The 26,864-nt window shown below is 54.9% G+C and carries 21 protein-coding genes and 1 tRNA gene; 9 read left to right on the top strand and 13 right to left on the bottom strand.

Going from position 1 to position 26,864, the window contains the following annotated elements; translation table 11 throughout:
- Positions 1-49: 49 nt before the first annotated feature.
- Positions 50-220 carry a hypothetical protein gene (locus tag KP806_RS20220; protein WP_224725547.1) on the top strand — a complete coding sequence of 57 codons (171 nt, stop codon included), beginning with the start codon at positions 50-52 and terminating at the stop codon, positions 218-220.
- A gap of 33 nt (positions 221-253) precedes the next feature.
- A complete protein-coding gene (locus KP806_RS20215) occupies positions 254-400 on the top strand; it encodes a hypothetical protein (RefSeq protein WP_224725546.1) in 147 nt (48 codons plus the stop codon).
- A gap of 57 nt (positions 401-457) precedes the next feature.
- Here KP806_RS20215 and KP806_RS20210 read toward each other — a convergent pair whose 3' ends face one another.
- The 8 genes from KP806_RS20210 to KP806_RS20175 form a co-directional block, all read right to left on the bottom strand.
- A complete protein-coding gene (locus tag KP806_RS20210; RefSeq protein ID WP_224725545.1) occupies positions 458-919 on the bottom strand; it encodes an SRPBCC family protein in 462 nt (153 codons plus the stop codon).
- 285 nt (positions 920-1,204) lie between these two features.
- A complete protein-coding gene (locus tag KP806_RS20205) occupies positions 1,205-2,710 on the bottom strand; it encodes an ABC transporter substrate-binding protein (RefSeq protein ID WP_224725544.1) in 1,506 nt (501 codons plus the stop codon).
- Between the two features lie 39 nt (positions 2,711-2,749).
- Positions 2,750-3,646, bottom strand: coding sequence for a carbohydrate ABC transporter permease (locus tag KP806_RS20200; protein WP_224725543.1), 897 nt, complete (start codon positions 3,644-3,646; stop codon positions 2,750-2,752).
- A 14-nt stretch (positions 3,647-3,660) separates the two neighbouring features.
- Positions 3,661-4,626 (bottom strand): ABC transporter permease, encoded by a 966-nt coding sequence (locus KP806_RS20195; RefSeq protein WP_224725542.1) that lies wholly within the window; start codon positions 4,624-4,626, stop codon positions 3,661-3,663.
- A gap of 209 nt (positions 4,627-4,835) precedes the next feature.
- The gene (locus KP806_RS20190; protein ID WP_224725555.1) at positions 4,836-8,624 is read right to left on the bottom strand and encodes an Ig-like domain-containing protein; all 3,789 of its coding nucleotides are present in this window, start codon (positions 8,622-8,624) and stop codon (positions 4,836-4,838) included.
- Between the two features lie 133 nt (positions 8,625-8,757).
- Entirely contained in the window at positions 8,758-11,103 is a 2,346-nt protein-coding gene (locus KP806_RS20185; protein ID WP_224725541.1) for a helix-turn-helix domain-containing protein, read from the bottom strand.
- A 174-nt stretch (positions 11,104-11,277) separates the two neighbouring features.
- Positions 11,278-12,510 (bottom strand): MFS transporter, encoded by a 1,233-nt coding sequence (locus KP806_RS20180; protein WP_224725540.1) that lies wholly within the window; start codon positions 12,508-12,510, stop codon positions 11,278-11,280.
- A gap of 21 nt (positions 12,511-12,531) precedes the next feature.
- Positions 12,532-13,479, bottom strand: a complete 948-nt coding sequence (locus KP806_RS20175; protein WP_224725539.1) for a DMT family transporter — start codon at positions 13,477-13,479, stop codon at positions 12,532-12,534.
- Positions 13,480-13,784: 305 nt separating this feature from the next.
- Here KP806_RS20175 and KP806_RS20170 point away from each other — a divergent pair, with 305 nt between their 5' ends.
- Both KP806_RS20170 and KP806_RS20165 read left to right on the top strand, forming a co-directional pair.
- The gene (locus KP806_RS20170; protein WP_224725538.1) at positions 13,785-14,753 is read left to right on the top strand and encodes a glycoside hydrolase family 43 protein; all 969 of its coding nucleotides are present in this window, start codon (positions 13,785-13,787) and stop codon (positions 14,751-14,753) included.
- Positions 14,754-14,875: 122 nt separating this feature from the next.
- Positions 14,876-15,280: a VOC family protein gene (locus tag KP806_RS20165; RefSeq protein WP_224725537.1), complete on the top strand. Its 405-nt coding sequence runs from the start codon at positions 14,876-14,878 to the stop codon at positions 15,278-15,280.
- A 73-nt stretch (positions 15,281-15,353) separates the two neighbouring features.
- Here KP806_RS20165 and KP806_RS20160 read toward each other — a convergent pair whose 3' ends face one another.
- Complete coding sequence (locus KP806_RS20160; protein ID WP_224725536.1) at positions 15,354-16,103, bottom strand: stalk domain-containing protein; 750 nt, start codon at positions 16,101-16,103, stop codon at positions 15,354-15,356.
- A 157-nt stretch (positions 16,104-16,260) separates the two neighbouring features.
- Between KP806_RS20160 and KP806_RS20155 the strand changes: the two genes are divergently transcribed.
- From KP806_RS20155 to KP806_RS20145, 3 genes are all read left to right on the top strand, one after another.
- A tRNA-Asp gene (locus KP806_RS20155) sits at positions 16,261-16,337 on the top strand.
- 90 nt (positions 16,338-16,427) lie between these two features.
- Positions 16,428-17,393 (top strand): tRNA glutamyl-Q(34) synthetase GluQRS, encoded by a 966-nt coding sequence (gene gluQRS / locus KP806_RS20150; protein WP_224725535.1) that lies wholly within the window; start codon positions 16,428-16,430, stop codon positions 17,391-17,393.
- Positions 17,394-17,848: 455 nt separating this feature from the next.
- Positions 17,849-18,535 (top strand): hypothetical protein, encoded by a 687-nt coding sequence (locus tag KP806_RS20145; RefSeq protein WP_224725534.1) that lies wholly within the window; start codon positions 17,849-17,851, stop codon positions 18,533-18,535.
- 169 nt (positions 18,536-18,704) lie between these two features.
- On the opposite strand, the gene KP806_RS20140 is transcribed toward KP806_RS20145, so the two are convergent.
- Both KP806_RS20140 and KP806_RS20135 read right to left on the bottom strand, forming a co-directional pair.
- The gene (locus KP806_RS20140; protein ID WP_224725533.1) at positions 18,705-19,424 is read right to left on the bottom strand and encodes a hypothetical protein; all 720 of its coding nucleotides are present in this window, start codon (positions 19,422-19,424) and stop codon (positions 18,705-18,707) included.
- A gap of 14 nt (positions 19,425-19,438) precedes the next feature.
- On the bottom strand, positions 19,439-22,111 hold the full coding sequence (locus KP806_RS20135; protein WP_224725532.1) for an Ig-like domain-containing protein: 2,673 nt from the start codon (positions 22,109-22,111) through the stop codon (positions 19,439-19,441).
- A 234-nt stretch (positions 22,112-22,345) separates the two neighbouring features.
- Between KP806_RS20135 and KP806_RS20130 the strand changes: the two genes are divergently transcribed.
- Positions 22,346-22,933 (top strand): response regulator transcription factor, encoded by a 588-nt coding sequence (locus KP806_RS20130; RefSeq protein WP_224725531.1) that lies wholly within the window; start codon positions 22,346-22,348, stop codon positions 22,931-22,933.
- Here the strand turns inward: KP806_RS20130 and KP806_RS20125 are convergent.
- The gene (locus tag KP806_RS20125) at positions 22,930-24,399 is read right to left on the bottom strand and encodes a sensor histidine kinase (RefSeq protein ID WP_224725530.1); all 1,470 of its coding nucleotides are present in this window, start codon (positions 24,397-24,399) and stop codon (positions 22,930-22,932) included. The two genes, KP806_RS20130 and KP806_RS20125, sit on opposite strands and share 4 nt — an antisense overlap.
- A 194-nt stretch (positions 24,400-24,593) precedes the next feature.
- Between KP806_RS20125 and KP806_RS20120 the strand changes: the two genes are divergently transcribed.
- The gene (locus KP806_RS20120; protein ID WP_224725529.1) at positions 24,594-25,127 is read left to right on the top strand and encodes a superoxide dismutase family protein; all 534 of its coding nucleotides are present in this window, start codon (positions 24,594-24,596) and stop codon (positions 25,125-25,127) included.
- A gap of 593 nt (positions 25,128-25,720) precedes the next feature.
- Here KP806_RS20120 and asd read toward each other — a convergent pair.
- Positions 25,721-26,806 (bottom strand): aspartate-semialdehyde dehydrogenase, encoded by a 1,086-nt coding sequence (gene asd, locus KP806_RS20115; RefSeq protein ID WP_224725528.1) that lies wholly within the window; start codon positions 26,804-26,806, stop codon positions 25,721-25,723.
- Between the last annotated feature and the right edge of the window lie 58 nt (positions 26,807-26,864).

The raw sequence follows: 26,864 nt of genomic DNA, 5'->3' as shown, positions 1-26,864 counted from the left end.
AAATAGTCTAATTTATTGTAGGGGAAGACTCCAGTTTAATTAGGGGGCTGTGGAGTTTGTACAGCAGGATGGAGGGAACTCGATACTATTTGCCATTCTGTTGCAGTTTGTACAGCAGGATGGCGGGAACTCGATACTATTCGCCGTTCTGCTGCAGTTTGTACAGCAGAATGGCGAGAACTCGATACTATTTGCCATTCTGCTGCAGTTTTTGCAGTAGAATCGCGCCATATCGGCCAATCGGAGCTGAGCGTTGAGCGATCTGATGCAAAAGTGCAGCACAGCTCGGCCAACTGCCGTTCATGTCAGGTTTCTGCTGCAGTTTGTACAGCAGATTGGCGGGCGCTCGATACTGGTTGCCGTTCTGCTGCAGTTTGTACAGCAGATTGGCGGGCGCTGAATTCTTTTCCCCGTTCTGCTGCAGATTGCACAACAGAATAGCTGCTCAACATCCAACTTAACGCTTCACATGAGCATAAGGAGCCTTATCCGCTACGAGATTCAGGACGACGCCGTGCTCAAGCAGCGCCTTCAGCCCGCAGAGCACGATCGTGTACCCGCCCATGTTGTCGGTCGCCTGAAGGACGAGCTCTTCCACACTGCCGCCAAACCCCGAGTACGTGATCGTGACAAAGGTTTCATCCTCCGACTGCTCAGTAAAGCTCCACTCCGTCTTCGTGCCGTCCGACCATTTGAGAACAATACGCCTGTCCTCTTCCAGTTCCAGAACATGAACCTCATCGGATACACCGTACATTTCCCACTCCCACCGTACTCGCTTGTCCGCCTCCAATCTGCCGCTGCTTTTCGTGAACCAGAATTTCGTCGTCACGGCCGGATCGACAAAAGCCTCATATACCTCATGCGCCGGCCTCTTAATCAGCATTTCCGCTTTCACAACAGGTACAAAGTTCTCCATCTTAACCGCTCCTCTCGTCATTAACGTTTAATCTCATTAGTAATACAAACCCTGCATCTTATAACGTTCTTTCCATCCTAACACATTCCATACGTTTACCTTTCTTACCAAATGCTCTATTAGCTTCGAAAAATCAATATACGAATGTGAAACTTATAAATTCTTATCCATAAAAAAAGCCAGCCGGCGTCCCGCAAGACGCACAGCTGGCTTCGTCAGTTCCGATAAGCGCCGAATACCGTCCGGCGGCGGCCGTTCACGCTGCGGAGCACCATCCGCATCCGCCTATTGACCGTTCTTCTTTTTCTCCGCAGTCCAAGCATCAAGCTGCTTCTGAAGCTCCGCCTGCACCTTCTCGGCGCCGGCTTTCTTCAGCTTATCGATATATTCGGGCAAATATTCGGCCGGATCGACCGTGCCCGTGAACAGCAGCGGCTCGTATTCGGCGCGGATGGCCGCTACGTTTGCGTTTTCCGCTTTCACCGCCGAATCGTCGAAGTTGAATCCAAACGTCGGCTGCACGACGGCGGATGCGTTCAGCTCCTTGGTCACTTCCCACGTATCCGGCGCCTGGCCTTCGATCAGATAACCGTTAAACACGTTGCCGAACACCCAGTTGGAAGCAATATACCCTCCGTTCGGATTCGTTTTTACGATATTATCGCTCAGCTTCTCATAATGCTTTCCTTCCATGCCGAAGCTGAGCAGGTTGAACAGCTCCCGGTCCGTATTGACCAGCTCAAGCAGCATCATGGCGCGCTCCGGATTTTTGGAGGTACGGCTGATGGCCGTCAGCGTTGCGATATTGGAGGTGCGGGTCGTCGTCACGTCCGTAAGCGGAATGCCGATAATTTCTCTTCCGCCGTTTTTCGCCTGAATTTCGGCTTCGTACCCCGGCTTCATCGTATATTCGATCGAGGCGGCGAATTTGCCGTTATGGCTGCTGTCGATCTGCTTGACCGTCGAAGCGTCCTCGTTAATATAACCTTTCTCGAACCAGCGGTGCATCAATTCGACGAATTGCTTGAATTCCGGCGATCCTTCCATAAAATTCGTCTTGTACGACTCGTCGCCGATTTTTACCCCGTAATCGTCGTACCCGTACAGGAACGGATGAAACTTCGTCAGCGGGCCCACGAGCATGAACGGAACGATGCCGGGTTCGTTTTGCTTCACCTGCTCAAGGAACGGCTCCAGATCCTCATAGCTTTTCACCTTGCCAGGATCGAGCCCATATTTGTCCGCATATTCTTTAATCACGTTAATGCCGTACCTTGAGATCACGGTTTGATAGTTAGGGACGGCATAAATTTGGCCCTGATGCTTTGTCGCGTCCCATGTAAAATCCGGAATCGACTTCTTCGTCTCGGGTGCATAAGTGTCGATCAAGTCGTCCAGCGGCAGAAATGCCCCCTTCTTCACGTTCTCGTCGTAGTTGAAAGCCCAGTTGGCCGTCCAGACCAGATCGAACTCCTCGCCGGCGGCGCTTGCCGTGTTCAGCTTCGTCGTATAGCTGCCGAAATCGATCGGCTTCAGCTTGACGGTCGCATTGATTTTGGGCTTGATGATTTTGTTGACCTCGTCTTCGATCAGCTGCTGATCCGGCGATACCTGAGCGACGCCGTAATACCAGGTAAGACTGACTTCAGGCAGCGTTCCGTCGCTTTCCCCGGAAGCCGGCGCCGGCGAACCGCCCCCGCCCGCAGGTGTATTGTTGTTTCCACTGCTGCACGCCGATGCGAATAACATCAAGCAAACCGTCAGAATGCCGACATATCTGGCCTTTTTCATGCCAAACCCCTCCATATGTTTATTTTATCATCAAAGGGGCTACCCCTTTAACGAACCTACCGTCATGCCCTGCACGAAATATTTTTGAAAAAAAGGAAAAACAAACATCATCGGTCCCGCCACCAAAATGACAAGCGCCATCCGCATCGATTCGTTGGGCAGCTGGCTCATATCCAGCCCCAGATTTTGAATATATTCGCTGTTGTTCCGGAGAAAATCGAGCGTGTTCATAATCCGGACGAGCAGCAGCTGCAGCGGGACAAGCTTGTCGTTGTCGATGAACAGCAGCGCGTTGAACCACTCGTTCCAGTAATTGAAGGCGATGAACAGCCCAAGTGTCGCCAGCGCCGGCGTCGACAGCGGCAGGATCATCCGGAAGAAGATGCGCCATTCGCTGGCCCCGTCGACCTTCGCGGATTCGATCAATTCGTGCGGTATTTTGCCCATGAAGCCTTTCATGATGAGCACGTAGAAGGGCGACAGCATGCCGGGAAGGATGATCGCCCACAGCGAGTCTTTCAAGTGCAGGTACTGCGTCATCAAAATATAGAACGGCACCAGACCGCCAGAGAACAGCATCGTAAAAAAGATATAAACCGTCAAAGGCACCCTCAGCCTGTAATCCCTTCTGGAAATGGTGTACGCGACCATGCTGGTAAACAGCAGACTCAGAAGAGTTCCGGTCACCGTTACGATAATCGTGTTGCCGTAAGCCCGCAGCAGCGCGGCCGGCGTCCGCAGGATAAAATCGTAAGCGACCAGACTGAAGCGGGACGGAAGAAACGAATATCCGAGCTCCATCAGCGATTTCTCGTCGGTCAAAGATACGGACACAATGAGCAGAAAGGGGGCCAGAATTCCGACCGACAAGAGGAGAAAAAACAAATGAATAATTGCGTTGCCCGTCCGATTGCGGGTTAAAGCGGTCTCGTTCATGGTTGCGCCGCCTCCTACCAAAGGGAATTTTCCTCGTTGATTTTTCTGACCGCATAGTTGGCCGCCACCACCAGCACGAATCCGACCAGCGACTGATAAAGCCCCACGGCGGCCGCCATCGACGTGTCTCCGCTGACGCTGAGCGCGCGATAGACAAACGTGTCGATAATATCGACCGAGTTGTACAGCAGCGGCGAATTGCCCGATACAAAAAAGTGAAGCCCGAAATCCCCGCGGAACATGCTGCCTATCGTCATGATCAACAGGATCGTGATGAGCGGGGCCAGCATCGGAATCGTAATTTTGCGCACCATCTGGAACCGGGTCGCCCCGTCGATCCGCGCAGCCTCGTAGTAGGACGGATCGATCGCGACAATGCCCGCATAATAGACGAGCGCCGAGAAGCCGATCGATTTCCACAGATGGGCGACGGTGAGGATGGCCGGCCAATTAGCCGGCTCCAGATACCAGCGTATCCGCTCCCCGCCGAGCGATTCCAGCAGCCGGTTGATAAAGCCGTAGTCATGATGCAGGAAGATTTCAGCCAAATACATAATGACGACCCAGGACACAAACGTCGGAAGAAACATAACGGTCTGATAATACTTGCTCCACTTCCGCGATATTTCGTTCAGCAGAATGGCGACGAGCAGTGCGCAAAACGTCGTTGCGATCCAAAACCAGACGTTGTAAAGAACGGTATTGCGGGTGACGATATACGCCTTCTCGGTCAGGAAAAAAAATTTGAAATTGTCGAGCCCGACCCACTCGCTTCCCCAGATCCCTTTGTCGTACCTGTAATTTTTGAATGCGATGATGACTCCGAACATCGTCAGATAGCTGAAGACGAAAATATAGATCGCCGCCGGCAGCGCGAGAAAGGTAAGCTCCTTGTCGCCGCTGCGGAACTTTCTGCGGGATTTTGTCTTGCCTTCGGCTTGGGCAGCGGTGACACGCCAGGCGGTTTTGGATGAATGCATGCGGTCTGTCCCCCTTTTGGATGTGATGGTTCGGATGCGCCGAGCGATCCGCACCATCATCATGGCATACCCGCAGGCGCTCTATAAATCTCAAAAAACGGATATCGTATCAATTTCGATCATCGGATTCGGCCTTTCCATCAAAATTCGCATTTATTTAAAAAAAGAAGCCGCCCGGCCTAACCTCCGGGCGACTCCGCAAAACGGCGTTACTTCCCTTTCACCTGCATCAGCCCGATTGCATTCCCGTCTCCGGCATAGTTGTATACGTTGAAGTAACCTTCGGCGGCGATCGGGTTGCTCGGGTCGGCATCCCATTCGTTCAGAATGATGCGGGAGCCCGATTTCAAAATGTAGCGTTCTCCGCTGGAGGAGCGGATGACGCCGATCTCCATCTCATACTCGCCTCCGGCTTTAAACTCGTCATTCGGGATGATTCTCACCATTTTTTGTCCCGGCTTCCATGTCTGGAACTCGATATGGTCCTCCTTGATGACGACCAGGTAACCTTTGTTGCCACCCACCCAGGTCGGATCGCCGGTGCGGTCGGAGCGCAGCGCGAAGCCGTACCAGCCTCCGTCGAACGCTCCGAGCTTCGCCTTGAACCGGAGAAGCGTGCTGCCGAACTTCTGTCCTTCGTAACCGAATACGCCTTCCCCGGCAATCTGGACGTTTCCTTTATTGAAATCGACCGCATCCGAAGCCGTCCAGCGCTTCTTGTCTTTTAGCGCCTTATTCAACGATTGAACCGGGTAGCCCGGCCATGGCTGCACTGTTACGGCCGCATCGGCCTTCAATTGTTCATTTTCGTCGGATACGGCCGTAATGACCGCCGAGCCGGACTTATGCGCTGTAACCAAGCCCGCGTCATCTACGCTTGCAACCGCAGAATCGCTGGATACCCACCGGACCTTCCGGTTGGACGCTTCCTGCGGAAATACGCTCGCCGTCAGCTGCCTTCTCTCACCCATTTCGAGCGACACCTCGCTCTGATCCAGCTCAATGCCCGTTACCGGCTCCCTGACGAGCGAAAGCTTCACTTCGTCAACCTGCATGTCCGTAAACCCTTCTACGTAAAATCCGACCTTGCCGCTCGGGCTGTAGGACGGATTCGCGCCCTGCAGGCGCTGCTCCCCGTCAACGTACAGGCTGACGTTCGGTCCTTGGACAACAAGCTTGATCGCATAGACCCGATCGGGCAAAAGATCGTCATGCGCCAGATCGACCTCCGCCAAAGTCTGCCATTTGGAATCGTAAAACGCCCATAAGGAGCCTTCTTCCGTCTTCTTGTAAAACACATACCCGCTGCCGTTTGCCCCGTTCCGCTCATACATCAGGAAGTTTGCGCCGACGGGCATCTCTGCCGGCGTCTTCAGCTTATATTCGAGCACGTAGTCGGCAAAGTCTCTCGGTGACTGAGCATTTGCTCCCCCAACCAGCCGATACCAATGATTGCCTTCCTCATCCTCGACGATGCTGCGATTGGCATCCACCGGCCAGCCGTTGCCGCCCGATTCGAAATCGGTGAAATGCATCACTCCATCGCCGCCTACGACCGTCACCTCGCAATCATCCGTCAATTCCGGATTCGCGGCCGACCGCGCCGTAATGACCGCCGTTCCCGGCGCAAGCGCCTGCACGCTGCCGTTCGCGTCCACGGATGCAACAGCCGGATTGCTGCTGCCGTAAATGACCGACGCATTTGCGGCGTTCCAAGGAATCGCTTCGGCCCGGACAGGCGCCGACTCGCCCAGCTCCAATGTTACGCTCGCATAAGGAAATGCGAGGTCGACTAGACCGACGGCATCCGGAACATGCGAAATCCCGATTTTCCCCTGCGTGCCGATCCTCTCGAACGGAATATCGACGAAGCCCGGAATTTGGCTGAATACCGGCGCATCTTCCCTCAGGCGCAAATCGCCGGAGGCCAAATTCTCAAAGCCCGGATCCTCGGCGGTCACCCAGTTGCCGGAATAATTCAGCAGATTGAGGACATCCCTCGCGCCATGAGAGTTGACATCCGCAGAACGCTTGACCGTCGGATTGTAAATGACGTTGTTCGTAAAGCCGTTGCTGTCCGGATAATAGCGGTTTTCTTCGAAAAAGCCGGCAAGCTCCGGATATTTGGTCAAGTAAGGGGTGCCGGCGAAGTTGTTGTTCCTCTCGAATAGCTCGTGCCATTGCGTCATATAGGCTTCATCGATCTTGTTGCCCGGCTGATCGCCCAGGAACATCTCCTGGTTGTCGTACGGAACGTAAGAGTCGATGAACACATTATTGTCCGCCGCGATGTACGAGCCGGCGTTGTTTTTGATCGCGGCATTTCCCATCTTGTAGAAAATGTTCTGCTCGATCGTCAGCCCCATCGTCAGGTTGTCGGGGTAAACTCCTTCCACGCCCGGCTTGCGCTCGCCGATATGGTGAAAATAATTGCGCCGGATGACCGTTCCCCGCTCCTGCGGAGTCGAGCCTGCGTTCATGTAGATGGCGCCGAGATCGGAGAACATTTTGCAAATGTCATAAATGTTGTTGTATTCGACAAGATGATCGTTGCCGAAAATCAGGATTCCCGGATGCGGCGCGTCGTGAATCTCGTTGCCGACCGCCCGGTTGCCGACTCCCCGCAGAACGACGCCGGGATTGTAAGCCTTGTTGTAGAAAGCGAAGTCATGAATATGGGAGTTCGTTACCCGGTTATTGCCGGGGGCCAACGTCGTCGCATTTCCGCCATTTAGCGTAACGGCGAGCGCTCCAATATGGTGGATATGGGTGCTGTCGATCGCATGGTCGACGCCGGTCAGAGCGCTGTCCGCGACCGGAGGCATGAACTTGCTCGGCACGTTGACGTATACGGCACTGCCCGTGAAGTTGCCGATATCGCAGTGCGAGATCGTCACGCTGCCGCCTCCGATGATCACCGCCGCCGTATCGCGGCCATATTCCAGCATGAGCTCTTCGAACCGGATATGCGAAGCTCCTACCGTCGTAATCATCGGCTCCTTCAGCGTCGTGACCGTGATGTCGCCTTGTCCGCTCAGGAAGGCTGCGTTCGGAAGCAAATACAGCACGCCTTTCGTCCGGTCGATGTAATATTCGCCTGGCGCGTCGATCTCTTCCAGCAAATTTTCGGCGAAATGGAAATCGGGGTACCAGTTTTTCTGAATGCCGGACATCTCGCCGTACTGCAGGGTAATCGTCTTGTTCGCGGTATCGATGCCCGCGACTTTGTTGTACGACCATTCCCAGCTGTAGCCGAAGATGCCATCCAGCCATATGTCGTCCGCTTGCGTCCAATGCCTTGGACGATCGTACCCGTATTTGAATGTCCCTCCCCGGGTCTGAAGATCCGGATCGTTCACCGTCGGCCCGGGATCGACGATATCCCCCATCTGAACCGTTCCCTCATTCGGCCAGCGGGCCAGCGTCATCCCTTGCCCGCCGACATACAGCTGCATCGGCGGCAGCAGGCTGATATCGCTCGCCTTCCAGTACCCGTGCCTGCTGATTTGCCCGTAGTCGGTCAAACCGTGAGCCGCCAGATCGAACCGGACGACCTTGCCGCGCGCATCCGGATCGATGATCCGCTGCAGCACGGCCGGGTCGGAGACCGCTTCAAAGCCGGCGCGGTCCAGGTCCGTACCGCCTGACAGCCGGACCGTCTCGCCGGGGTAAGCCCGATAGACGACCGGGGAATCTGCGGTGCCGGAATCCTCTTCCGTCAGCTTAAACGACTCGCTCCGGTTATAAGTTCCCTCTCTCAAGTAAACCGTTACGCCTCCGGCCGGCAATCCGCCGCCGCTCTTCAAGGCACGTATGGCGTCTCTCGCCGCCTCCAGCGTGCGGAACGGATCGTTTTGGCCGCCTGAATTGGAATCGCTTCCACCCGGCGCCACATAAAAGGCCTTTCCCTCTCCCTCCTGCGCTTGCCCGCTCGGGGCGGGCAGCCAGCCGAGCAGCAGCGCGGCCAGCACTAAGGCCGCCAAATACCGCTTGTTCATCACATCACGCCTTTCCTGCGATTTTGTGTGTCACTTGCGGTATTCATTCTGTCAAACTTGCGTCCGCATCAGCAATCCCAAAACAAAGACAATGTCACAAGACGAATAACGGGATTTGTATTTCGTATCAATTTTAGAGAGATTGGTCCAGCCGTCTCTCCTCCCCGAGCGCTACATTCATCCGGAATTCCTTCGGTGTCATGCCGTATTTCTTTTTGAACAGCGTGATGAAATAACTGGAATTGCTGAAGCCGAGGTAATCGGCGATTTCCTTTACGCTGTAGCTGCTGGCAAGCAGCATATCACGTGACTTCTCCAGCCGGTATCCGTTAATATAGTCGCCGACGGACACGTTTTCGTATTGCTTGAAGATGCGGCCGACGTAGGCCGACGACATTTTGAAATACGTCGCGACGGACTGCAGGCTCAAATTGATGTCGAGCGCATTTTTATCCACGAATTCCTTGATCGCGTCTACGACGATTTGGCTCCTGTCTTCCTTCTGTTCTTCCCTCTCCGCCTGGCAAACCTGCTCCAGAAAACGAGCGAGCTTCTCCTGCATCTCGGCCAGCGTATCGGACCGGATCACGCTGGTCCCGAGCGTCTGCATCGCAATCGAGTTGTAATGAGCCGAGAATACAGGCTCCCTGAGCACCTGCCGGATGACCAGCACGATCTGCTGCACCGCAAACGTCATATCGTCAAACGGAAACGCGGCAATCGCCGAAAACCACTTGTCCAGCACAGCGCGAATCGCCTTCACGTCGCGTGCCCGGATCGCTTCGCCCAGCTTCTTCTCCCACTCGATTGGAACTACCGCGTCCTGACGGGCGATGTTCCCCGCTACATCCTCCGGAGCGATGACGGAGCCCGGGCCGTACAGCAGCCGGTACATCAGCTGCTGCACCGCGGTGCGGTAAGCGGCGCTGACCTCTCTGCAATCGGACACGGGAGCGCTGACCGCCGCCGAAAACGTTCTCCGGTAATACTGCCGGCAGGTATCGACCGTTTCGCCGAGCAGCGTCCGGAGGGCATCCGAATCCCGTTCTGCAGCCGATATGCGCACGATGGCAATCAGGAAGTCATTTTTCATATCCAGAACGCGGACCGGATACGACCGGGCCAGCATCTCTTCCGTAATATTGCACACCGCAAACCGGAACAGCTGATCCTGCGCGGACGAACGGAAAGCCTGCGGCGGCGCGTCCAGCGCCAGCACGGCCACCGCCCAGACCGGTCCCGCTCCGTCTTCCTCAGGGAAAAGCCGCGGAAACGCAGACCGGCACTCCCCGAGCTCCTCCTCCGTCAGCGAGCCGCTGTCGGTCATCCATCGCCGCAAATAATAGTCGTTCACGATTTGCTGATTCCGATTTTCTTCCTGGCGGGCGAGCCGAAGCTTGTCCAGCGTAAGCTCGTAGACGCCGGAAATGTAGCTCAATTCATCCTGCGATTTGGGAGCCCCCGTCAAGGGGACGAGCGTATTCCGGTTGAACTGCTCGGTCAGCTTGCCGATCGGCCGGTACAGCCGGTTCGCAACCGCGGCGGAAAGCGCGATCGAAACCAATAGAGCCAATCCGACCAGAATAAAGGAAATATTGCGGAAAGACTCCACCCGCCCCATCACTTGATCATATGGCAGCAAGCTCATGATGCTCCATTCGTTCACCCCGACGCTCATTTCGGAAACCAAATATTTTTCCCCGTTAATCCTTCGCACCGTGAATTTTTCGGAATCCTCACCGGAACGGGCTGCAGAGCCCTGAACGGCATCCGCAAACGTCAGCGCGGCTTCGCTCGGATAGGCGAGAGCTTTCCCGTCCCGGTCGAGAAGGACGATTCCGTCCCGGCGTCCGCCAAGACTGTTAAGATTGTAAATATTCTCGAACACCCAGCGCGGCCTGATATTGACGACGACGGCATTCGGAGCCTCGCCGTTTGCCGAATGGCTCTCGAGGACGAAGAAGGAGAACAAGTCCACGTTCGCGCTTCCCTCATCCGTCTTCATCGGGATCAATCTTCCGCCGGTTGAGCCGCCTGGCTCCCTCAGGACGCGGAGAGTCATTTCCTCCAGCTCCTTCAAATGAGTGCGGGACCACGTTCCGGAGCCTCCGACGTACATCTGCTTGGCTGCGCCGCTGTAGACGGCGATCGAGTCGACGAAGGAGGTGGAGTCGGACACCGTATCCAGCATGCGCAGCGTCTGGAATTTCGTGAACGGATCCGGTTCCTTGGCGTTCATCAGATAAATGACGCTTTTATCGAAGCTCATCATAATCGCGATATTTTGTACAATTTCATGCAAATAGTTAATGTTGTAATTGATTTGGGACAATACTTTTTCATTGGCATCCTTTTGGGTTTGAAGGACGATGTTTTTAGAGTAGGCATAATAGGAAAAAGAAAAAATAACGAGCAGCCCGACAACGGACAGGTTGAAGTACAAAATGATTCGCTGCAAATATTTGCGGCTTTTGAGCAATCGGATGATACCTATCGCGGGCACCCCCTATTTCATGTTGACACTATCATTGATGGATTGCGATTTTGTGTCAATCTTAAAAATTGCGAATCATACAAATATAACGACTTGGCGGCGTTCCGGCTGCCCTGAATAGACGAAAGGCCCATGCAGCCTGCCGCATGAGCCTTCCTCTTATCTTATATCCTCAACGGGCCGCGCTGCCCGAAGCCTCAGGCGAGTTTGCTCCCGCCGGCGCTTCAGCAGCACGGACAAGCCCGCTCCCGCCATAATGGCCCCCGTCGCAACGAAAATCCAGTGAATGCTAAGCGCCAAGCCCAGCAGGCCGCCAATCAGCGGCCCCAGCATGGAGCCAAGCTGGTTGGCGCTCGTCGTAAGGCCGAACGACCGGCCCCTGAACTGCTCGTCCGTGTTTTGCACGACAAGCGTATTTACGATCGGCCCGATTCCTGCCATAAACAATCCGAATATAAATTGGACAATCGCGAACAGCCACAAATCCTGCACGAAAAACTGCATGCTGACAACCGTGCCCGCAGAAAGCAAGCAGACGGTAAGAATGCGGTAATACCCTTTCCGCTCCCCGAGCCTGCCCCAGACCGGCGAAGCCACAATGCCCGCGATCCCGATCAGCGACAAAATGAACCCGGCGGATAACACCGCACCCTGCAGGCCGCCCTGCAGCTCCGCAATATGTAGAGACATCAGCGGCTGAAACATGTTGACCGACAGCTGGAACAGAACCAGCAGAAGAAGCATGCTCATCAGCGCGCGGTTGCGGAACGCCATCCGGTAGGTAATCGGCTTCTCTTTTTTCACTGCCGCTTCCCCGTCCGCAGCCGGCTTGCCTTCCTTCACCCAAAAAATGACCGCCACCGACGCCGCCAAAATAATAATCGCCGAAGCGACGAACGATCTGCGCAGGCCGAACGCTTCCGCCAGCAGTCCGCCGAACAGCGGACCAAGAATGCCGCCGGTCATCGTGCCCGCCTGCATCATGCCGAGGCTCCAGCCAAGCTTCTCCTTTGGCGCAACTGAAGCCACGATCGACATCGAGGCCGGAACGAAGCCGCCGACAAAGCCGTGCAGCATCCGTACGCCCACCAGCTGCCAAGGCGTCTGCACGAAAGCGATCAGCGCGTAAATGACAGATAAGCTGAGCCCGGCCCTGATGACCATTTTGCGTTTGCCGTACTTGTCCGCCAGCAGCCCCCAAAGCGGGGCCATCACTGCGCCGACCATAAAAGCCGAGGAATGCACGATGCCCGCCCACAAATTAACAGAGTCTTTCTCTACGCCCAGATCGAAAAGGAAAAGCGGCAGGAAGGGCACCGACATCGTATAGCTGGAGCTGCAAAACAATACGCCAAACCAAAGAATCCACATCGTCCGTTGCCAGGATTGCATGCTTGTCCCCCTCCTTGTGCCTTAAGTCGCTTGCGTACTCCGTTTTACCGCACTCGGATTTCCGGTCTTCTGCCTGTCCCGCTGCAGCAGATACATCGCGAACAGGACGCCCGCTCCTCCGAGCACCTGATAAACCGTTACCGATTCGTGCAGCAGAAAATACCCCGCCACAGCCGCCGAGACCGGAAGCGTATAACCGTAAACGGAAGCCTTGAACGGCCCGAGCCGCGCCAGACTCCAGTTATGCACCGTAAAGCCGACCATCGTAGCCAGGAGCGACGTATAGACGAGGCTGATCCAGCCGCTGGCCGGAATGGCGGCGAAATAGGCGGCATCCGCCTTCCACAGCACGTATGGAAGCAGCGACACGGCGCCCGCAGTCATCTCCCAGGAAATAAGAAGCATAAGCGGGTAACGCGACGTCAGCCGGCTCATCAGGATGAGATAGATGGCGCCGAGCAGGCTCCGCAGCAGCAGCAGCCCGTCGCCGAGCAGCGTATCCTGTCCGAAATGCAGTCCCTGCCCGCCGCCGGCCACAATAAGGATAACGCTCGCAAAAGCAAACGGCAAACCGATCAATATCCGGTAAGACATCCGGATTTCCTTGAGGACAAGCGAAATGATGACCGTCAGAACGGGCATAAAGCCGCGGCCCAGTACGGAGCCGTTGGCCGCGTTCGAATACTGCAGCGCGAAGGACAGCAGCACCTCCATTCCGATCGCGGACAGGATGCCGAGAAACAGAATGCGGCCGAGATCGCGGCTTTCCATGCGGAGGCTGATGCCCTTTTTCCTGAAATGGGAATAGGTGAAGAGCCACAGCAGCGGGGCTATGGAAATATAGCGGAGACCGTTGAACATGACAGGATCCCACTCCTGTCCGCCGATTTTCATCGAGCTGATGTTAATGCCCCACAGCAGGTAGACGAGCAGAAAGCCGAGATGGGGTAAAATGCTTCGTTGGGACATTGGACAAAAATCCGCCTTTCCGTTGCCTTAGATATACCCCACTATACGCCTCATTTACCGATTGTTCAAAAAGTGTATACGGGAGCTTTTCCAAGAAAAAGCCGGAAAACCGCCGATTGACGAAGCGTAAGCGGTTTATATGCGCGGGGGGCGGTTAATTAACGTGATTACCGATTGTCCGGGAGGGAAGTTAGGGATATAATAAATATATAAACCGATTTACAAATAACTAAATTCAATACGTCGTTATTTCGATTGATACGTCATTTTTGACCTATTTTGCAAAAAAAGGAGCCGTACCTTCCATGGACACCTCAATTCACGTTAACGAGCAGCCTTCCAATTCTACGCCGGCTTATCCCAATCCGCTGATTCTGAACCGGGCGGACCCGTATATTTTGAAGCATACGGACGGGTATTACTATTTCACCGCATCCGTTCCGGAATACGACCGGATTATTTTGCGCCGCTCCCGCACGATCGCGGGTTTGGCGGACGCACAGGAAACCGTCATTTGGAGAAAGCATACCGCCGGGGAGATGGGCAATCATATTTGGGCTCCGGAGCTTCATCATATTGACGGCAAGTGGTACATCTATTTCGCGGCCGGGGAGGCCGAGAATAAATGGGCGATCCGCCAATACGTTCTGGAATGTGCGGAGGACAATCCCTGCGAGGGGACGTGGACGGAGAAAGGCAAAATCGTCATGAATTTCGAGAGCTTCACGCTCGATGCCACGACGTTCGAGCACCGCGGCGAGCGCTACCTCGTGTGGGCGCAAATCGATGAAGTATCCGATCTTTATATCGCCAAAATGTCGAATCCGTGGACCATCGCAGGCAAGCAGATCCGGATCGCAACTCCGAGCTACGAGTGGGAAAGGCATGGCCATAAAGTAAACGAAGGACCCGCCGTCCTGATCCGGAACGGGCGCGTCTTCATCGCCTATTCGGCAAGCGCGACCGACGACAGGTACTGCATGGGACTGCTGACGGCCGCCGAGGACAGCGATTTGCTCGATCCCGCTTCATGGACGAAATCGCCGGAGCCGATTTTCCGCAGCCGTCCGGAAGCCGAAGAATACGGACCGGGCCACAACAGCTTTACCCGCGACGAGACGGACAGCTGCGATGTTATTGTCTATCACGCGCGTTCCTACAAGGACATTCCCGGAGAACCTCTGTACGATCCGAACCGCCATACTCGCGTGAAGCGGATCCGCTGGAACGAAGACGGCACGCCGGATTTGGGCTTACCGGGCGACGGCTGGTAGTCGGCTGTTATCCGGCCGGCGGATCCCCGCGAATATAGCAAACAAAAAGAAATGCGGAGACGAAAGAAATGATACGATTAGGCCATGATAGTGAAGTTCAAAAAACGAAGGGATGATCTATAATGGCGAAGCTTACACCGTATATTTTTTCCGAGGACGCAAGAGCGCAGGCTGAATTTTACACGCAGGCGCTCGGCGGCGAGATCCTTTCCGTCCTGACCTTTGACCAAATGCCTGGCGGCAATGAGTCGCATAAGGACAAAGTGATGCACATGAGCTTCGTGGCGGGCGGCATCAACTTCTTCATGTCCGATTCTCCTTTCGAATCGATTAGCCGGGGGAGCGGCATGCATCTGAGCCTGGAGTTCGGCTCCGATGCGGAAGCTCATGAGGCGTTCGATAAGCTTGCCGCAGGCGGCAAGGTCATCGACCCCCTAAAGCAGCAGTTTTGGGGCTCTCTGTTCGGTGTAATCGAGGACAAATACGGCGTCCTGTGGCAGGTTACGACTGAGCACAAACAGGGTTAACGTTAAAAAGCCAGTCCTGCTGTCTTTCATGACAGCAGGACCGGCTTTTTGAGTTGTCATAACAGGCAGCCATCTATTCGTTCACCGTGATTTGGATGGATGCTTTAAGTTTTCTCTTCGTATCGTCATTAATTTCCTTGCTCAAGCTGTAATCCGCTACCGCCTCAATCGTGTATTCGCCCTTCGGAAGCGCTGCGGGGCGGGCCGTTTTATCGCTGTATCGGTCAAAATCATAAATGCCTTGTTTATAAGCGTTGTACGCGAGGAATTGCCTTGGACTCAAAATGGAGCTGTATTCGTCGCCCGGCTTAAACTTGCTTGTATGTAAATCGAGAGCGTACCATTGATTGCTTTCAAACCCGTCCTTGTCCTTGATGTTAAAGCCGACAAGCGGGCTGCCGTGGTACAGCGTGATCTCTTGCGTACTTGCATTCGATAGGCGAGCCCAGATCCGAATCGGCTCTCCGTAAGCGTAAACCGCTTTTTCCGATAAAATTTTGATCTCGAGCCCCTCTTCTTCGGTCGCGCTGTGAAGCTTCGATTGGACGGGCCAGCTATTCGGCTGGTCTACATAGACCGTCTTGCTTTTGGCATCGTACCCTACGGCATCGCCAAGTATAGTCGCGAACGCGCGGAGCGGCACATACACCCTATTATTATAGTTTAGCAGCGGAGTATCTTCGCCCCACTCTTTCAGTTGGTTATTTACGTAGATACTGCTTTTGAACAATGCGGCCTTGATCGCCTGCCCGGCTGCGTGAGCCGTTGCGGACATGAGCAGCAGCACGGCTGCGGCAACAAGCAGCGCCTTTACCTTTTTCAACCCTTTCACTCTCCCGTCTCTATTTAATCGCTTCATCAAAAGTATAATTTTCCCATTTAACACCTTATTTTGCAAACGTTTTTCTCGCACGGCTTGTCAGCCGAATGCCATTTATGGTACTATTCTCTATGTGCCTCAGGCACTTAGATATGAACGTGGAGCCGTGGTGTAGAGGCCTAACATGCCTGCCTGTCACGCAGGAGACCGCGGGTTCGAATCCCGTCGGCTCCGCCATATCCTATTTTACAACCTACATAAACGCAAGAAAACCGGGCAGATCAACAGGACTGCTCTTTTTTGTATTCTTCAAGGAGTGTGAACACCATGACGAGACGCGGACGCTTCGCCCCTTCGCCGACCGGGCAGCTGCATATCGGGAACGCCATAACCGCCCTCGCCGCCTGGCTGCAAATGCGCCAAACCGGCGGGGCGTTTGTTCTGCGCATAGAAGATATAGACAAGGCGCGCTCGCGGGACGCCTATGCCGAGCAGCTGCAGGACGACCTGCTCTGGCTCGGCCTCGACTGGGACGAGGGCCCCCGCGTCGGAGGGCCTTACGCCCCGTACGTGCAAAGCCTCCGAGAGCCGCTGTACGAGGAAGCGCTGGAGAAGCTGCGGCAGGACGGCCGGCTGTATCCTTGTTATTGCAGCCGGAGCGAGCTCGCCTCGATCGGCAGCGCGCCGCACGGACTCGCCTCCGAAGGAGCCGGCTATCCCGGTCTTTGCCGCCGGCTGAGCGAAGAAGAGAGGCTCGCAAAGGCAGCGAAAAAAACGCCCGCGCTGCGCTTCATCATGCCGGACCATGCGCTGCCTTTCGAGGACGCCTTCGCCGGACCGCAGCCGTCCGATGGGGATGACCGCAGCGACTTTGTCGTCAAGCGCGCGGACGGCATGTTCAGCTACCAGCTGGCCGTGACGGTCGACGATGCAGCTATGGGCATTACGGACGTGCTGCGCGGCGTCGATCTCCTGGATTCGACGCCAAGGCAGCTGGCGCTCTACGAGGCGCTTGGGCTTAAGCCCCCTGCGTTCGCGCATGTTCCGCTGCTCGTCGATCAAGAGGGCAAACGCCTGTCCAAGCGCGACCGCTCGATAACATTGGCCGGTCTGCGCAGCGCCGGCGTCGAGCCCGAGCAGCTGCTCGGCGCGCTCGCCCATCAAGCCGGCTGGATTGACCGGCCGGAGCGGTTGACCGCCCGCGAGCTCATTCCGTCCTTCGGACCGATCCGCCAGGCCGGCGAGCATCTCCTTCTGACGGAGCCGCTTCGCCGCTTGATCGGGGCCGGCTGACACGCCGCATCGCATGCCGGATCGGCTGGCGATAGCGGCGTGTCTGCCGTCGGCATGCGGCATGTTTGGACTAGAGCATGCGGCCTTCAGTGTGCGACATGTTGGTGATTGAGCATGCGGCCTTCAGTGTGCGAAACGTTGGAGCTTGGGCATGCTGCCGTCCACATGCGACGCTTCGAGGCACGAGCAAAATGGGGCTAACGCATCCAACGAACGCTAACTGCCTTCAAAGGAACAATTTTGAAACCTACGGAACTCAAATCACGTTATTGCTCGAAAATGGGCTCCTCTAGGTAACTTTACCCTACAATAACGACGGCCTGATTCGTTAGACATAAAATGTGCAGCAAATCGGCCGAATAAAGGGTGTGCAGTTCATTAGCTTGAGGGACCGGTGCCTGATGTGTAACAAATCTTCCAGTTTTCCCGTCTATACTTCAGAGGTGAAATGTTGGATGAAAAAAACGATCCTATATGTCTTATGTATAGCCATTCTGCTAAGTACTGCCATTCTTGCCAAGCCGGACTCCGCCTTTGCCTGCTCCTGCGCCTACCCCCCGGATCCCGAGCTGCAGGTGAAGAGCGCGCTTGAGCGCGATACTGTCATATTCGCAGGCACAGTGAAGGAGATTAAACAGCCTCACCGGAAGCTGTTCATGTCGACCGCAGACCTTGTCAAGGTTACGTTCGAGGTGTCCGAGGTGTGGAAGGGCGAGGCCGATAAGCAGATAAGCGTATACACAGCCATGAGCTCGGCGAGCTGCGGCTACGAGGACTTCAAGATCGGGACGGCGTATTTGGTGACAGCTTATTCGAACGGAGATAAGCAGCTGGAAACCGGCTTTTGCGAATTAACGAAGCCGCTTTCGTCCGCCAAGGAAGAAACCGCCCTTCTGGGAGACAGCTATCCGCCCTCTTCTGCAAGCGGCGGAGCTCCTGCAAACGGAAGCGTTTCCGCAAACGGCGTTGCTTCGGAAAGGATGATCGCCGCTGCCCCGGCCAGCCCTCCAGAGGAACAGACCGACGACCGGCAGCCGTCCGCAGGAGGGCCCTCCTTGATTACCCTCATCGCGGCATTCGCGATTCTGATCGCCGGAACGCTGCTGCTCTGGCTGGCGGACCGGCGCAAAAACCAGGTATAGTGGCGGCTGAACCTCCAATTGAAAGCGGCTGACGCCATCAGGCCCGGCATCATTCCGCTTCGCCTGATCTGGTGCCGTTCAAGGTACAGGCTTCAACGCCATACGGGATGAACGAAATAAAAAGAAGGCAATCTGCATTCGCATCAGCGAAGGGATTGCCTTTTTTCGTTTATCCGGCTATTTTGACGAACTGCTCCGCGAAATCCGCCATACGCTGCGCCCTCGGAACGGCGGCGTCGGCCTTCTGGTACACCGTCCTGATCTTGTCGAGCGACAAAATCAGCCACTTCAAATCCCGCTTGTTCGCTTCGATAATCAGCTTCTCCATATCGGACTGCGGCTGCACCTTCATCAAATCGTCCAGCAGCTTCTTCGCATCCGTATTCGTGCTTGCGTAAATATCCCGCCCATGCTTGGCACAATGCAGAATGTTGGTCAAGTTCTCGCGCGCAACCGTCCGGTAATCGTCGATAATCCGGTCATGAGCCTCTACGAAATCAGGGTCGCGTGACAGATACAGATGATCGATCGGATTAAGCCCCGGCAGCGGGTCCTCGGGCAGCTCGTCGATTTTGCGCAGCACCTGCTCCGTCATCGACACGTAGCTGTCCAGATTCATCTTCATGCCGGCGATCGCATCCGTCGCTTGGCTCGTATTTTTTACGGCGACAAGCACGATGGCCAAATATTCGAAATGCACCTTATGAAAGTTCAAAGCATAAGCAGCGACCGGCATGTCGATCAGCTTCACGATTCTTTTATGAATGAATTTGTATGCCTTGACCACCGTCTTCTGATTGACGACCGCCGCTTTATCCTTGTTCGCAAGCGCCTTGTCATGCTCGAGCCGATCCTTGTTCCGGTCGCTGAGCGTGAAGGTGAAATCCATCTTTCCGCCTCCTCCTATACGGTGACCGTCGCTTGCTCTTCCTCTTCCGCCGCGACCGGCTGCGGGTTAAGCAGCGCATACAGCTGAGCCGCCGCCTGATCCTTCGATTCGAGAATTTGCAGCGCCAGCTCCCTCATCCGGACCTCCGTCTGGAGCAGGTCGTTCTTCAGCTCCTTCTCCCTGACCGATTGCAGCTGCAGGTTGCTCGAATATTCGTCAAGCGCCTCGCCCTGGCCGAGCACCGCATCGACAACGATGCCGTCCGTCCGCAGGACGTGTTTGTTCGCGGCCATAATGATGCCTGGAACCTTGATCGTCGATCCGGATGCTTCATCGGCGTATTCGGAATAGTGGTCCTTCCTGACGCGCAGATAGTTCGACGCCGGAATAACGTTTCCGTTCGCATCCTTCAGCACCGCTTCCTCCACGAAGGAGTGGTGAATATCCTGGTAATCGAAAATGTTCATCAATTGGAACATGATCGTATTGCGAATTTCCTCGCGTTTCTCCGGCACGATAATTTCCGCAAGCAGCTTATTCAGCTCAGGCAGCGTAACCTCCTGGTAATAGCTGTTGCCCTGCCCTTCGATTTTCTCGTCGCGGTAGAAGCCGATCCGCACGTCGACCAAATGGAGCAGCGTAATAAATTCCTGATTCATCTGGCGGAAAACAAAATTTAGCGTTCTGCTCATATTGATATTTTCAATTTCGCGGACGATCGAAGTTTCGTCGGTTGTCGTCGTTTTTACCTCGTAGGTCGTATCGATCTGCATATCGCGGCGGGCGGACGCTTTGGATACGTGCTTCTGCGTCGAGTTGACTATGTTCTTCGTCAGCTGCTCCCGCGCCGCGTTCGTCGCGCCGCTCGTCGATGCGCTCGCCGACGCATTCAGCCAGCCGCCCCAGCTTACGCCTACGCTTGCTTCGAGCTTGTAATCGTTGCTGGATTCATAGCCGGTTTTGTTCGAGGTCTCATCCCCGATCGACAGCTCGAACTCGCTTGCGATATCGTCGGTCACGGAATCGAGAATCGTCGACGCGCTCTTCATCGTCTCTTCCTTTTGAGCATAGGTGCGGATGCTGATTTTGCTTTTCTCGCCCGGCAGCAGGGAGAAGGTTTTCAGCGTGCGTCCCGCGCCGTAGTTGGCCAGGAAGGAGGATAGGCGGTACGATTCGATCAAAATGATACGGTTTTTCCGCGAGCTGACCTCCGGCAAAATCGTCACGTTCACCTGTGTGCCCGCTTCCATCGTATTCCCGGACATGTCGGTGGCGCGGGCTTTAATGACGCATAGTCCCGGAAGATCAACCTTCACCGTCGCTTTCCACTGCGACCAGTCGCCAGGCGCTTTCTCCACCGCCCTCACGTAAACCGGGCTGTTGTTAAGCGATACTTCGACGACCTTCACGCCGCCTCCGTCGGAAGCCGAGCCGAACACTTCAATGACAGCGCCTTTCGTGTAGGTGCCGGCAATCGCCGCGTTCAGAGCCGGCGACGTAATGCTGATCGTCGGCGCAGTCGTATCCACGCTGACGTTCAGGCTGGCTTCTCCTTTTAAGCCCGCCGCATCGTAGCAGCGCGCCGTAATCGAATGGTTGCCGGCCGGAATCGACAGCGCCTTGCTCCAGGTCGCATAGTTGTTCGGAGTATCGACCGCAACCGGATTTTGCCCGTCAAGCAGCAGCTCTACCCTCGTTACGCCCCGGTTATCCCCCGCCGTTCCTTGAACGGTAATATTGGCAGCCGGACCGTTGTTGGTCGCCAGAACCGCACCGGCCGCAGGCGAAGTGATCCTGACCGTCGGCGGCGTTACGTCCGGCGCCTGCTCCAGCGCTACGTTAATTTTTCTCGTGGTAATGTAAGAGAGCACTTCGTTGGAGTGGTACGCATCCGCCTGCAAAGTGACTTGCCCCTGATCCGTTACGACAACGCCCGAAAGCACCCAGTTGTCACCGGAAAGCTGTGCCTGCTTCCATGGGCCCGAGCCTGCCTTCACCATGACTCTTGCTACCGTTCCCAGCACGGCCGTTGCCGTTCCTCTAATCTCGATAACTGCACCTGTGTGCGGACCGGTAATATTCGCATTTGCAGCTGGCGCGCTGATCGTAGCGGTCACGGATTCCTCGATAGGATCCTCTTCCGGCGGCCAATCATCGTCGTCGCGCATCTGTTCGTCAATAACGTCGTCGTTAATGATAGGAGGCGACTGGTCCGGGTCTTCCGTTGTCGGCAATGGAGCGAGTGCCGCTCTAAACGCTTGAGGCTCGCTATACTCGGGCGCTGCCGTCGCGGCATCGGCTGCGAACCGGTGCGACCATGCTCCCGTCATCGTCCGGAACAGGCTGAGCTTCTTCCCTTCCTTCGCCTGCTGCTCCACTTCCTCCTCCGTCAGCTCTGCAAGGCGCGTCGTCATCCGGTCGCCGGAGCGCTTCACCTTGCGCAGCTCCTCGATCGGAAGCTGAGGAGCCGGTGCAGCCGCTTGGAAGCTCATTGCCGCCGTCCCAAGCGCGGCCATCGTCTGGGTGCTGCCAGACTGCGGCGGCAAAAAGCAGTTATCCGCAATGTCCAGCTCGATATATGTGCGTCCGCTGTAGGTTGTAGGCTCCGGCACATTATAGTTAAGCACGGGCGCAGTATTGGCCGAGGCCATTCTTACTGAAGCATCGTTCGTTTGTTTCTGAACCATTATTCACCGTCTCCTTTGGATTCAACTCGAATCGTCCGCGGCGCCTTCAGCATTCCGCCGTCCGGCCCGTCGTTCACAATTCGGAGTATACAGCGGGGCCGGAGGGGCTGTGGAGGATGAATTTTTTTCACCCCTGTCTTAAGGCCGGGTGAAAAAAAATCACCCTACCGGACAGGGTGAGTGCTTGCTATACTATGTTTAACTTACCTGTACTAGCGGATGGGAGGAAGACAGATGGGCAGCATACGCGTCATGCTGGTGGAGGACGATCCGTTCTGGCAGCAAAATCTGAGCGCAGATTTGGCGGAGGAACCGGATATCGAGGTCGTTGCCGTCGCCGGCACGAAGGAAGAAGCCGTATCGGCCGCTTCGCGCCATCCGATCGATATTATTCTGATGGACATTAATTTGACCGGCAACAATCTCGACGGTCTTGAAGCGATGAAGGAAATTTTGACGGAGCTGGACGAGGATCGCGTAAAAGTCATTATGCTCACCTCCCTCACCGAGAGGGAAGTCATTATGAAATCGTTCAGGCTGGGAGCGCTCAATTACATTACGAAGCAGAGCTACAAGGACATCGTCCGCGCGATCCGGGAGGCGTACGAGGACCGGTCGACGATTCACGCGGACGCGGCCCGCATCATGCGCAGCGAAATCCAGCTCATGGAGCTGTCCCCGATGGAACGGGAGGTTTTCGAGCTGCGCAAAGAGGGGCTGAGCAAACAGCAAATTTCGGAGAAGCTGCATAAGTCGACGAACACGATCAAATCGCAGCTGAAAAGCATCAAAAACAAGCTGACGGGCTTTAAATCCGACTAGGTCGGCTGCTGTTGAACGGACGCTGTCTGGGAAGCGACCGCGGGGGCCGTGGCGGCAGGCTGCTTGTAGCGGCGAATCGGAAAATGCAGCATGACCGACGTTCCTTTTCCCGTTTCGGTATCCGCAATCTCCAGGCTGCCTCCGTGCTTCCTCATGACAGACATGCAGTAAGATAAGCCGAGGCCGTGATTGCTCGAGTTTTTCTTCGTCGTGTAGAAAGGCTCGAAAATTTTGCCAAGCTGCTCCTTCGGAATGCCGCAGCCCGTGTCTTTTACCTCAATGATGAAATGCCGCTTGGACTTCATTGCGCGGAGCGTAATCGTGCCGCCCTGCTCTTCCATGGCGTCTACCGCATTATGAACGAGATTGGACAGCGTCTCCTTCAGGTGCAGCAAATCGCAGGTCAGCTCGCCGCCTTCGTCCTGTATTTGCACGACCTCGACCGAGCGTCTCTCCAGGAGCGGCTGCATCGGCAGCAGCACTGCGGCGAACAGCTCCTTCACGCGGACGCTTCCTTCGCTGAGTACGATATCGTCCGCTTTTTCCTTGATTCTCCCCACCATATCGAGCAGATGCGCGGTCACCGAATGGATCTGGTCGATCGTGTGCAGCGACTTGTCGGTCTGGCCGGCATGTATGAAGCCCTGCGTCTTCTCCGTCAAATAGTTGATTTTCTGAATTTCGTTTTTGATGGAATGGTTCAGGATGGAGACGCCCATCGTCAGCGCCCGCATGGAATAATCCAGACGCTCGCGCTCGATTCTGAGCTTGATGCCGAGGAAGCCGTGTTTGATCGTATAATAAATGATGACCGCAATGAGCCCCAAAATAATGACCGCATTCAGTTTCCACGTTCCGTTGCTCACCAGATCGAATCTCCACTCCTCCATCGTCAGAGAAACAAAGCCGATGTAATCGGATACAAATGCCCACAGCGTGCCGAACGAGAACAGGATGGCCACCCGTTTCTTGTTTCGTCTCTCGTAACCGTCCTTCTCGCGTGCGAACGCGATATGGTAGAAGGCGTAACCCGATACGAAATACAAGCCGCTCCACCAGCGAAAGGTGCCGACATCGAAGGCGCTCCACGGCTCACGGAGAAGATGCAGGGTAAACAGCACAGCCGCGGGAACCGCCAGCAGAAGCGAAAGCAGCAGCCGTTTTTTGTCGGAGGGGAGCGCCCCGATCCACAGCCCGCCCATACATGCAGCGAATGGAAAAAAGTAAAAATACATGTTCATTGCCGCCGCGCTGAGCTCGAACAACGCGCCGCTCATGATCGGCGATAGCCAGCCGTAAGTCTGCAGGAAAGGAACGATAACCAAATGGATGGAGAAAGTGAAGCTCGACATTCCTCCAATGATCAGGGTCATGCCGATCCAGAAGTTCGTTTTAAAGCTGTAAACAAGAAAGACGATACCCATGGCCCACAGTGAAAGGAACATGAGAATATACAAGAGACCCACAAATAACCCCCTAACGGCCCAGGCTGGCGCTGCATAATAATCCCATTTTAGCACAATTCGTTATAACGGCATATTTTGTTTTTTTCGCAGTAGTTCTTTTGGAATAATTTCCAGCCGTTTGCGCAATCTAAAGGTATTGCCGTCTTCCGCACGGACAACCAGTACATAACAAACCAGACAAACGGGAGGATACCATGAAAAAAATGATGCTGTTAGCCGGTCTGCTGCTGGCTGGCCAATCTTTCGGGGCCGCAATGGCGGCGCAAGCAAGCTCCGAGGCGCCGATGGTGCTCGTGAGCATCGTCAACGGCCAGGGGGAGACGATCGGCAAAGCCCAGCTTACTGAGCAAGCCGGCAAGGTGCAGATTCATATCGAGGCGGAGAAGCTGGCGCCCGGAACACATGGCGTGCATTTTCATAATGTCGGCAAATGCGATACGCCGGATTTCACGACCGCCGGGGAACACTTCAATCCGCAAATGAAGCAGCACGGCTTCAATAATCCGAAGGGCTATCACAGCGGCGATCTGCCCAATATCGTAGTCGGAGAGGGCGGCAAAGTTTCGGCGGATTTGACGAGTGCCGACGTGACGCTGCTTCAAGGGCAGCCGAATTCCCTGCTGAAGGAAGGCGGAACGGCGCTTGTCATTCATGAAAAAGCGGACGATTACGTCACCGACCCGTCCGGAAATTCCGGCAGCCGCATCGCTTGCGGGGTAATCAAGTGATAAACCGAGGGCTGCTTCCATGCGTTAATGGCGGCAGCTTCTTTTTTTGTGCGGACGGTTACGCTGGTGGCTTCGGGGTGTGATATATGAAGCTGAAGGCGAACGGGTGTGCCGGGGTACGTAGAAGGATATGCGTATTTGGTTGGGGCATGTGGTTTACTGTGGGGATCATGGAGGAGGTGTAGCGGCTAGCTGGGGAATAATAACTTTAAGTGAGATGAAGTTGCGTTCGCGTGTGGTGCCTGTGCGGGATACATTTCTTACATAACTTACTTAGACTTAGCATACATAGCTGTATTTCATACAGTTAATCATTAAGGCTTTTAACTTTCCTGTTAAATACCTGTATTTGATGGATTTAAATTCACCCTAATGTCTAGATGAACAGAAATTACTAAAATTAACTACATTGAATCCTTTTATTTCACACAAATAGCGAAATGTCCTGATATTATCTACATAAAATCCAGTTATTACAGCAGCAGCAGCGATCTTATAGTTAAAGTGTCTCGAATTCCGCTAATTTTATGCAAAAACAAAAACAGCAAGCTCCCGAAAATTCGGGATGCCTGCTGTTTTTCATCCAGCCGTGCTTATTTCGCCTGAATATATCCTTCCGCTTTCAGCAGCTCGGCGATCAGAACCGCGCCGCCGGCCGCGCCGCGCAGCGTGTTGTGCGACAGCCCGACGAATTTGAAGTCGTACAGGGAATCCTCGCGCAGCCTGCCCGCGGATACGCCCATGCCGCGCTCGATGTCACGGTCAAGCTTCGTCTGCGGTCTGTTCTCTTCTTCAAAATAAGTGATAAACTGCTTAGGAGCGCTCGGCAGTTCAAGCTCTTGCGGACGTCCTTTGTAGTTTTTCCAGCGGTCGAGAATTTCTTCCTTCGAAGGTTTGTTCTCGAACGATACGAATACCGTAGCCAAATGTCCGTCCGTTACCGGTACGCGGATGCATTGCGTTGTAATATGCGGCGCGCTTGCTTTCACGATTTCGCCTTCGCTGACGCTGCCCCAGATCCGAAGCGGCTCTTGCTCGCTTTTCTCTTCCTCGCCGCCGATATACGGGATCACGTTATCCAGCATATCCGGCCAGTCGGTAAAGTTTTTGCCCGCACCGGAAATCGCCTGATACGTCGAAGCTACCACTGTTGTCGGATTGAACTCTTGCAGCGCGTGAAGCGCCGGCACATAGCTTTGAATGGAGCAGTTAGGCTTAACGGCAATAAAGCCGGTCGAAGTGCCGAGACGTTTTCTTTGCGCTTCGATCACTTCAAGATGACCGGGATTAATTTCCGGAATGACCATCGGAACGTCAGGCGTCCAGCGGTGAGCCGAGTTGTTGGAAACGACAGGCGTGCCTGTTTTGGCATAGGCTTCTTCCAGCGCCTTAATTTCCTCTTTTTTCATATCAACCGCGCAAAAAATAAAATCGACTCCGCCGGCAACCTCTTCCACTTTCGAAGCGTCTTGAACGACGATGCTTTTTACGTCTTCAGGGATCGGAGTGGACAGCTTCCATCTGCCTTTTACCGATTCTTCGTACGTTTTGCCTGCCGAACCGCTGCTCGCCGCAATGGCCGTTACCTGAAACCAAGGATGCTGATCCAGCAGCTGGACGAAACGCTGACCGACCATGCCCGTGCCGCCGACAATACCGACTTTCAACTTTTGTGTCATAAGAAGTTCAAATCCTTTCAGTAAGTTATAATGAATGGCTTTCTAATCGCTATACCGT

The sequence above is a fragment of the Paenibacillus vietnamensis genome (assembly GCF_020169515.1).
GTDB classification, from domain to species: domain Bacteria; phylum Bacillota; class Bacilli; order Paenibacillales; family Paenibacillaceae; genus Pristimantibacillus; species Pristimantibacillus vietnamensis.
Note: the sequence above shows the minus strand (reverse complement) of the source record. Positions and strands in the feature narration are given on the sequence as shown.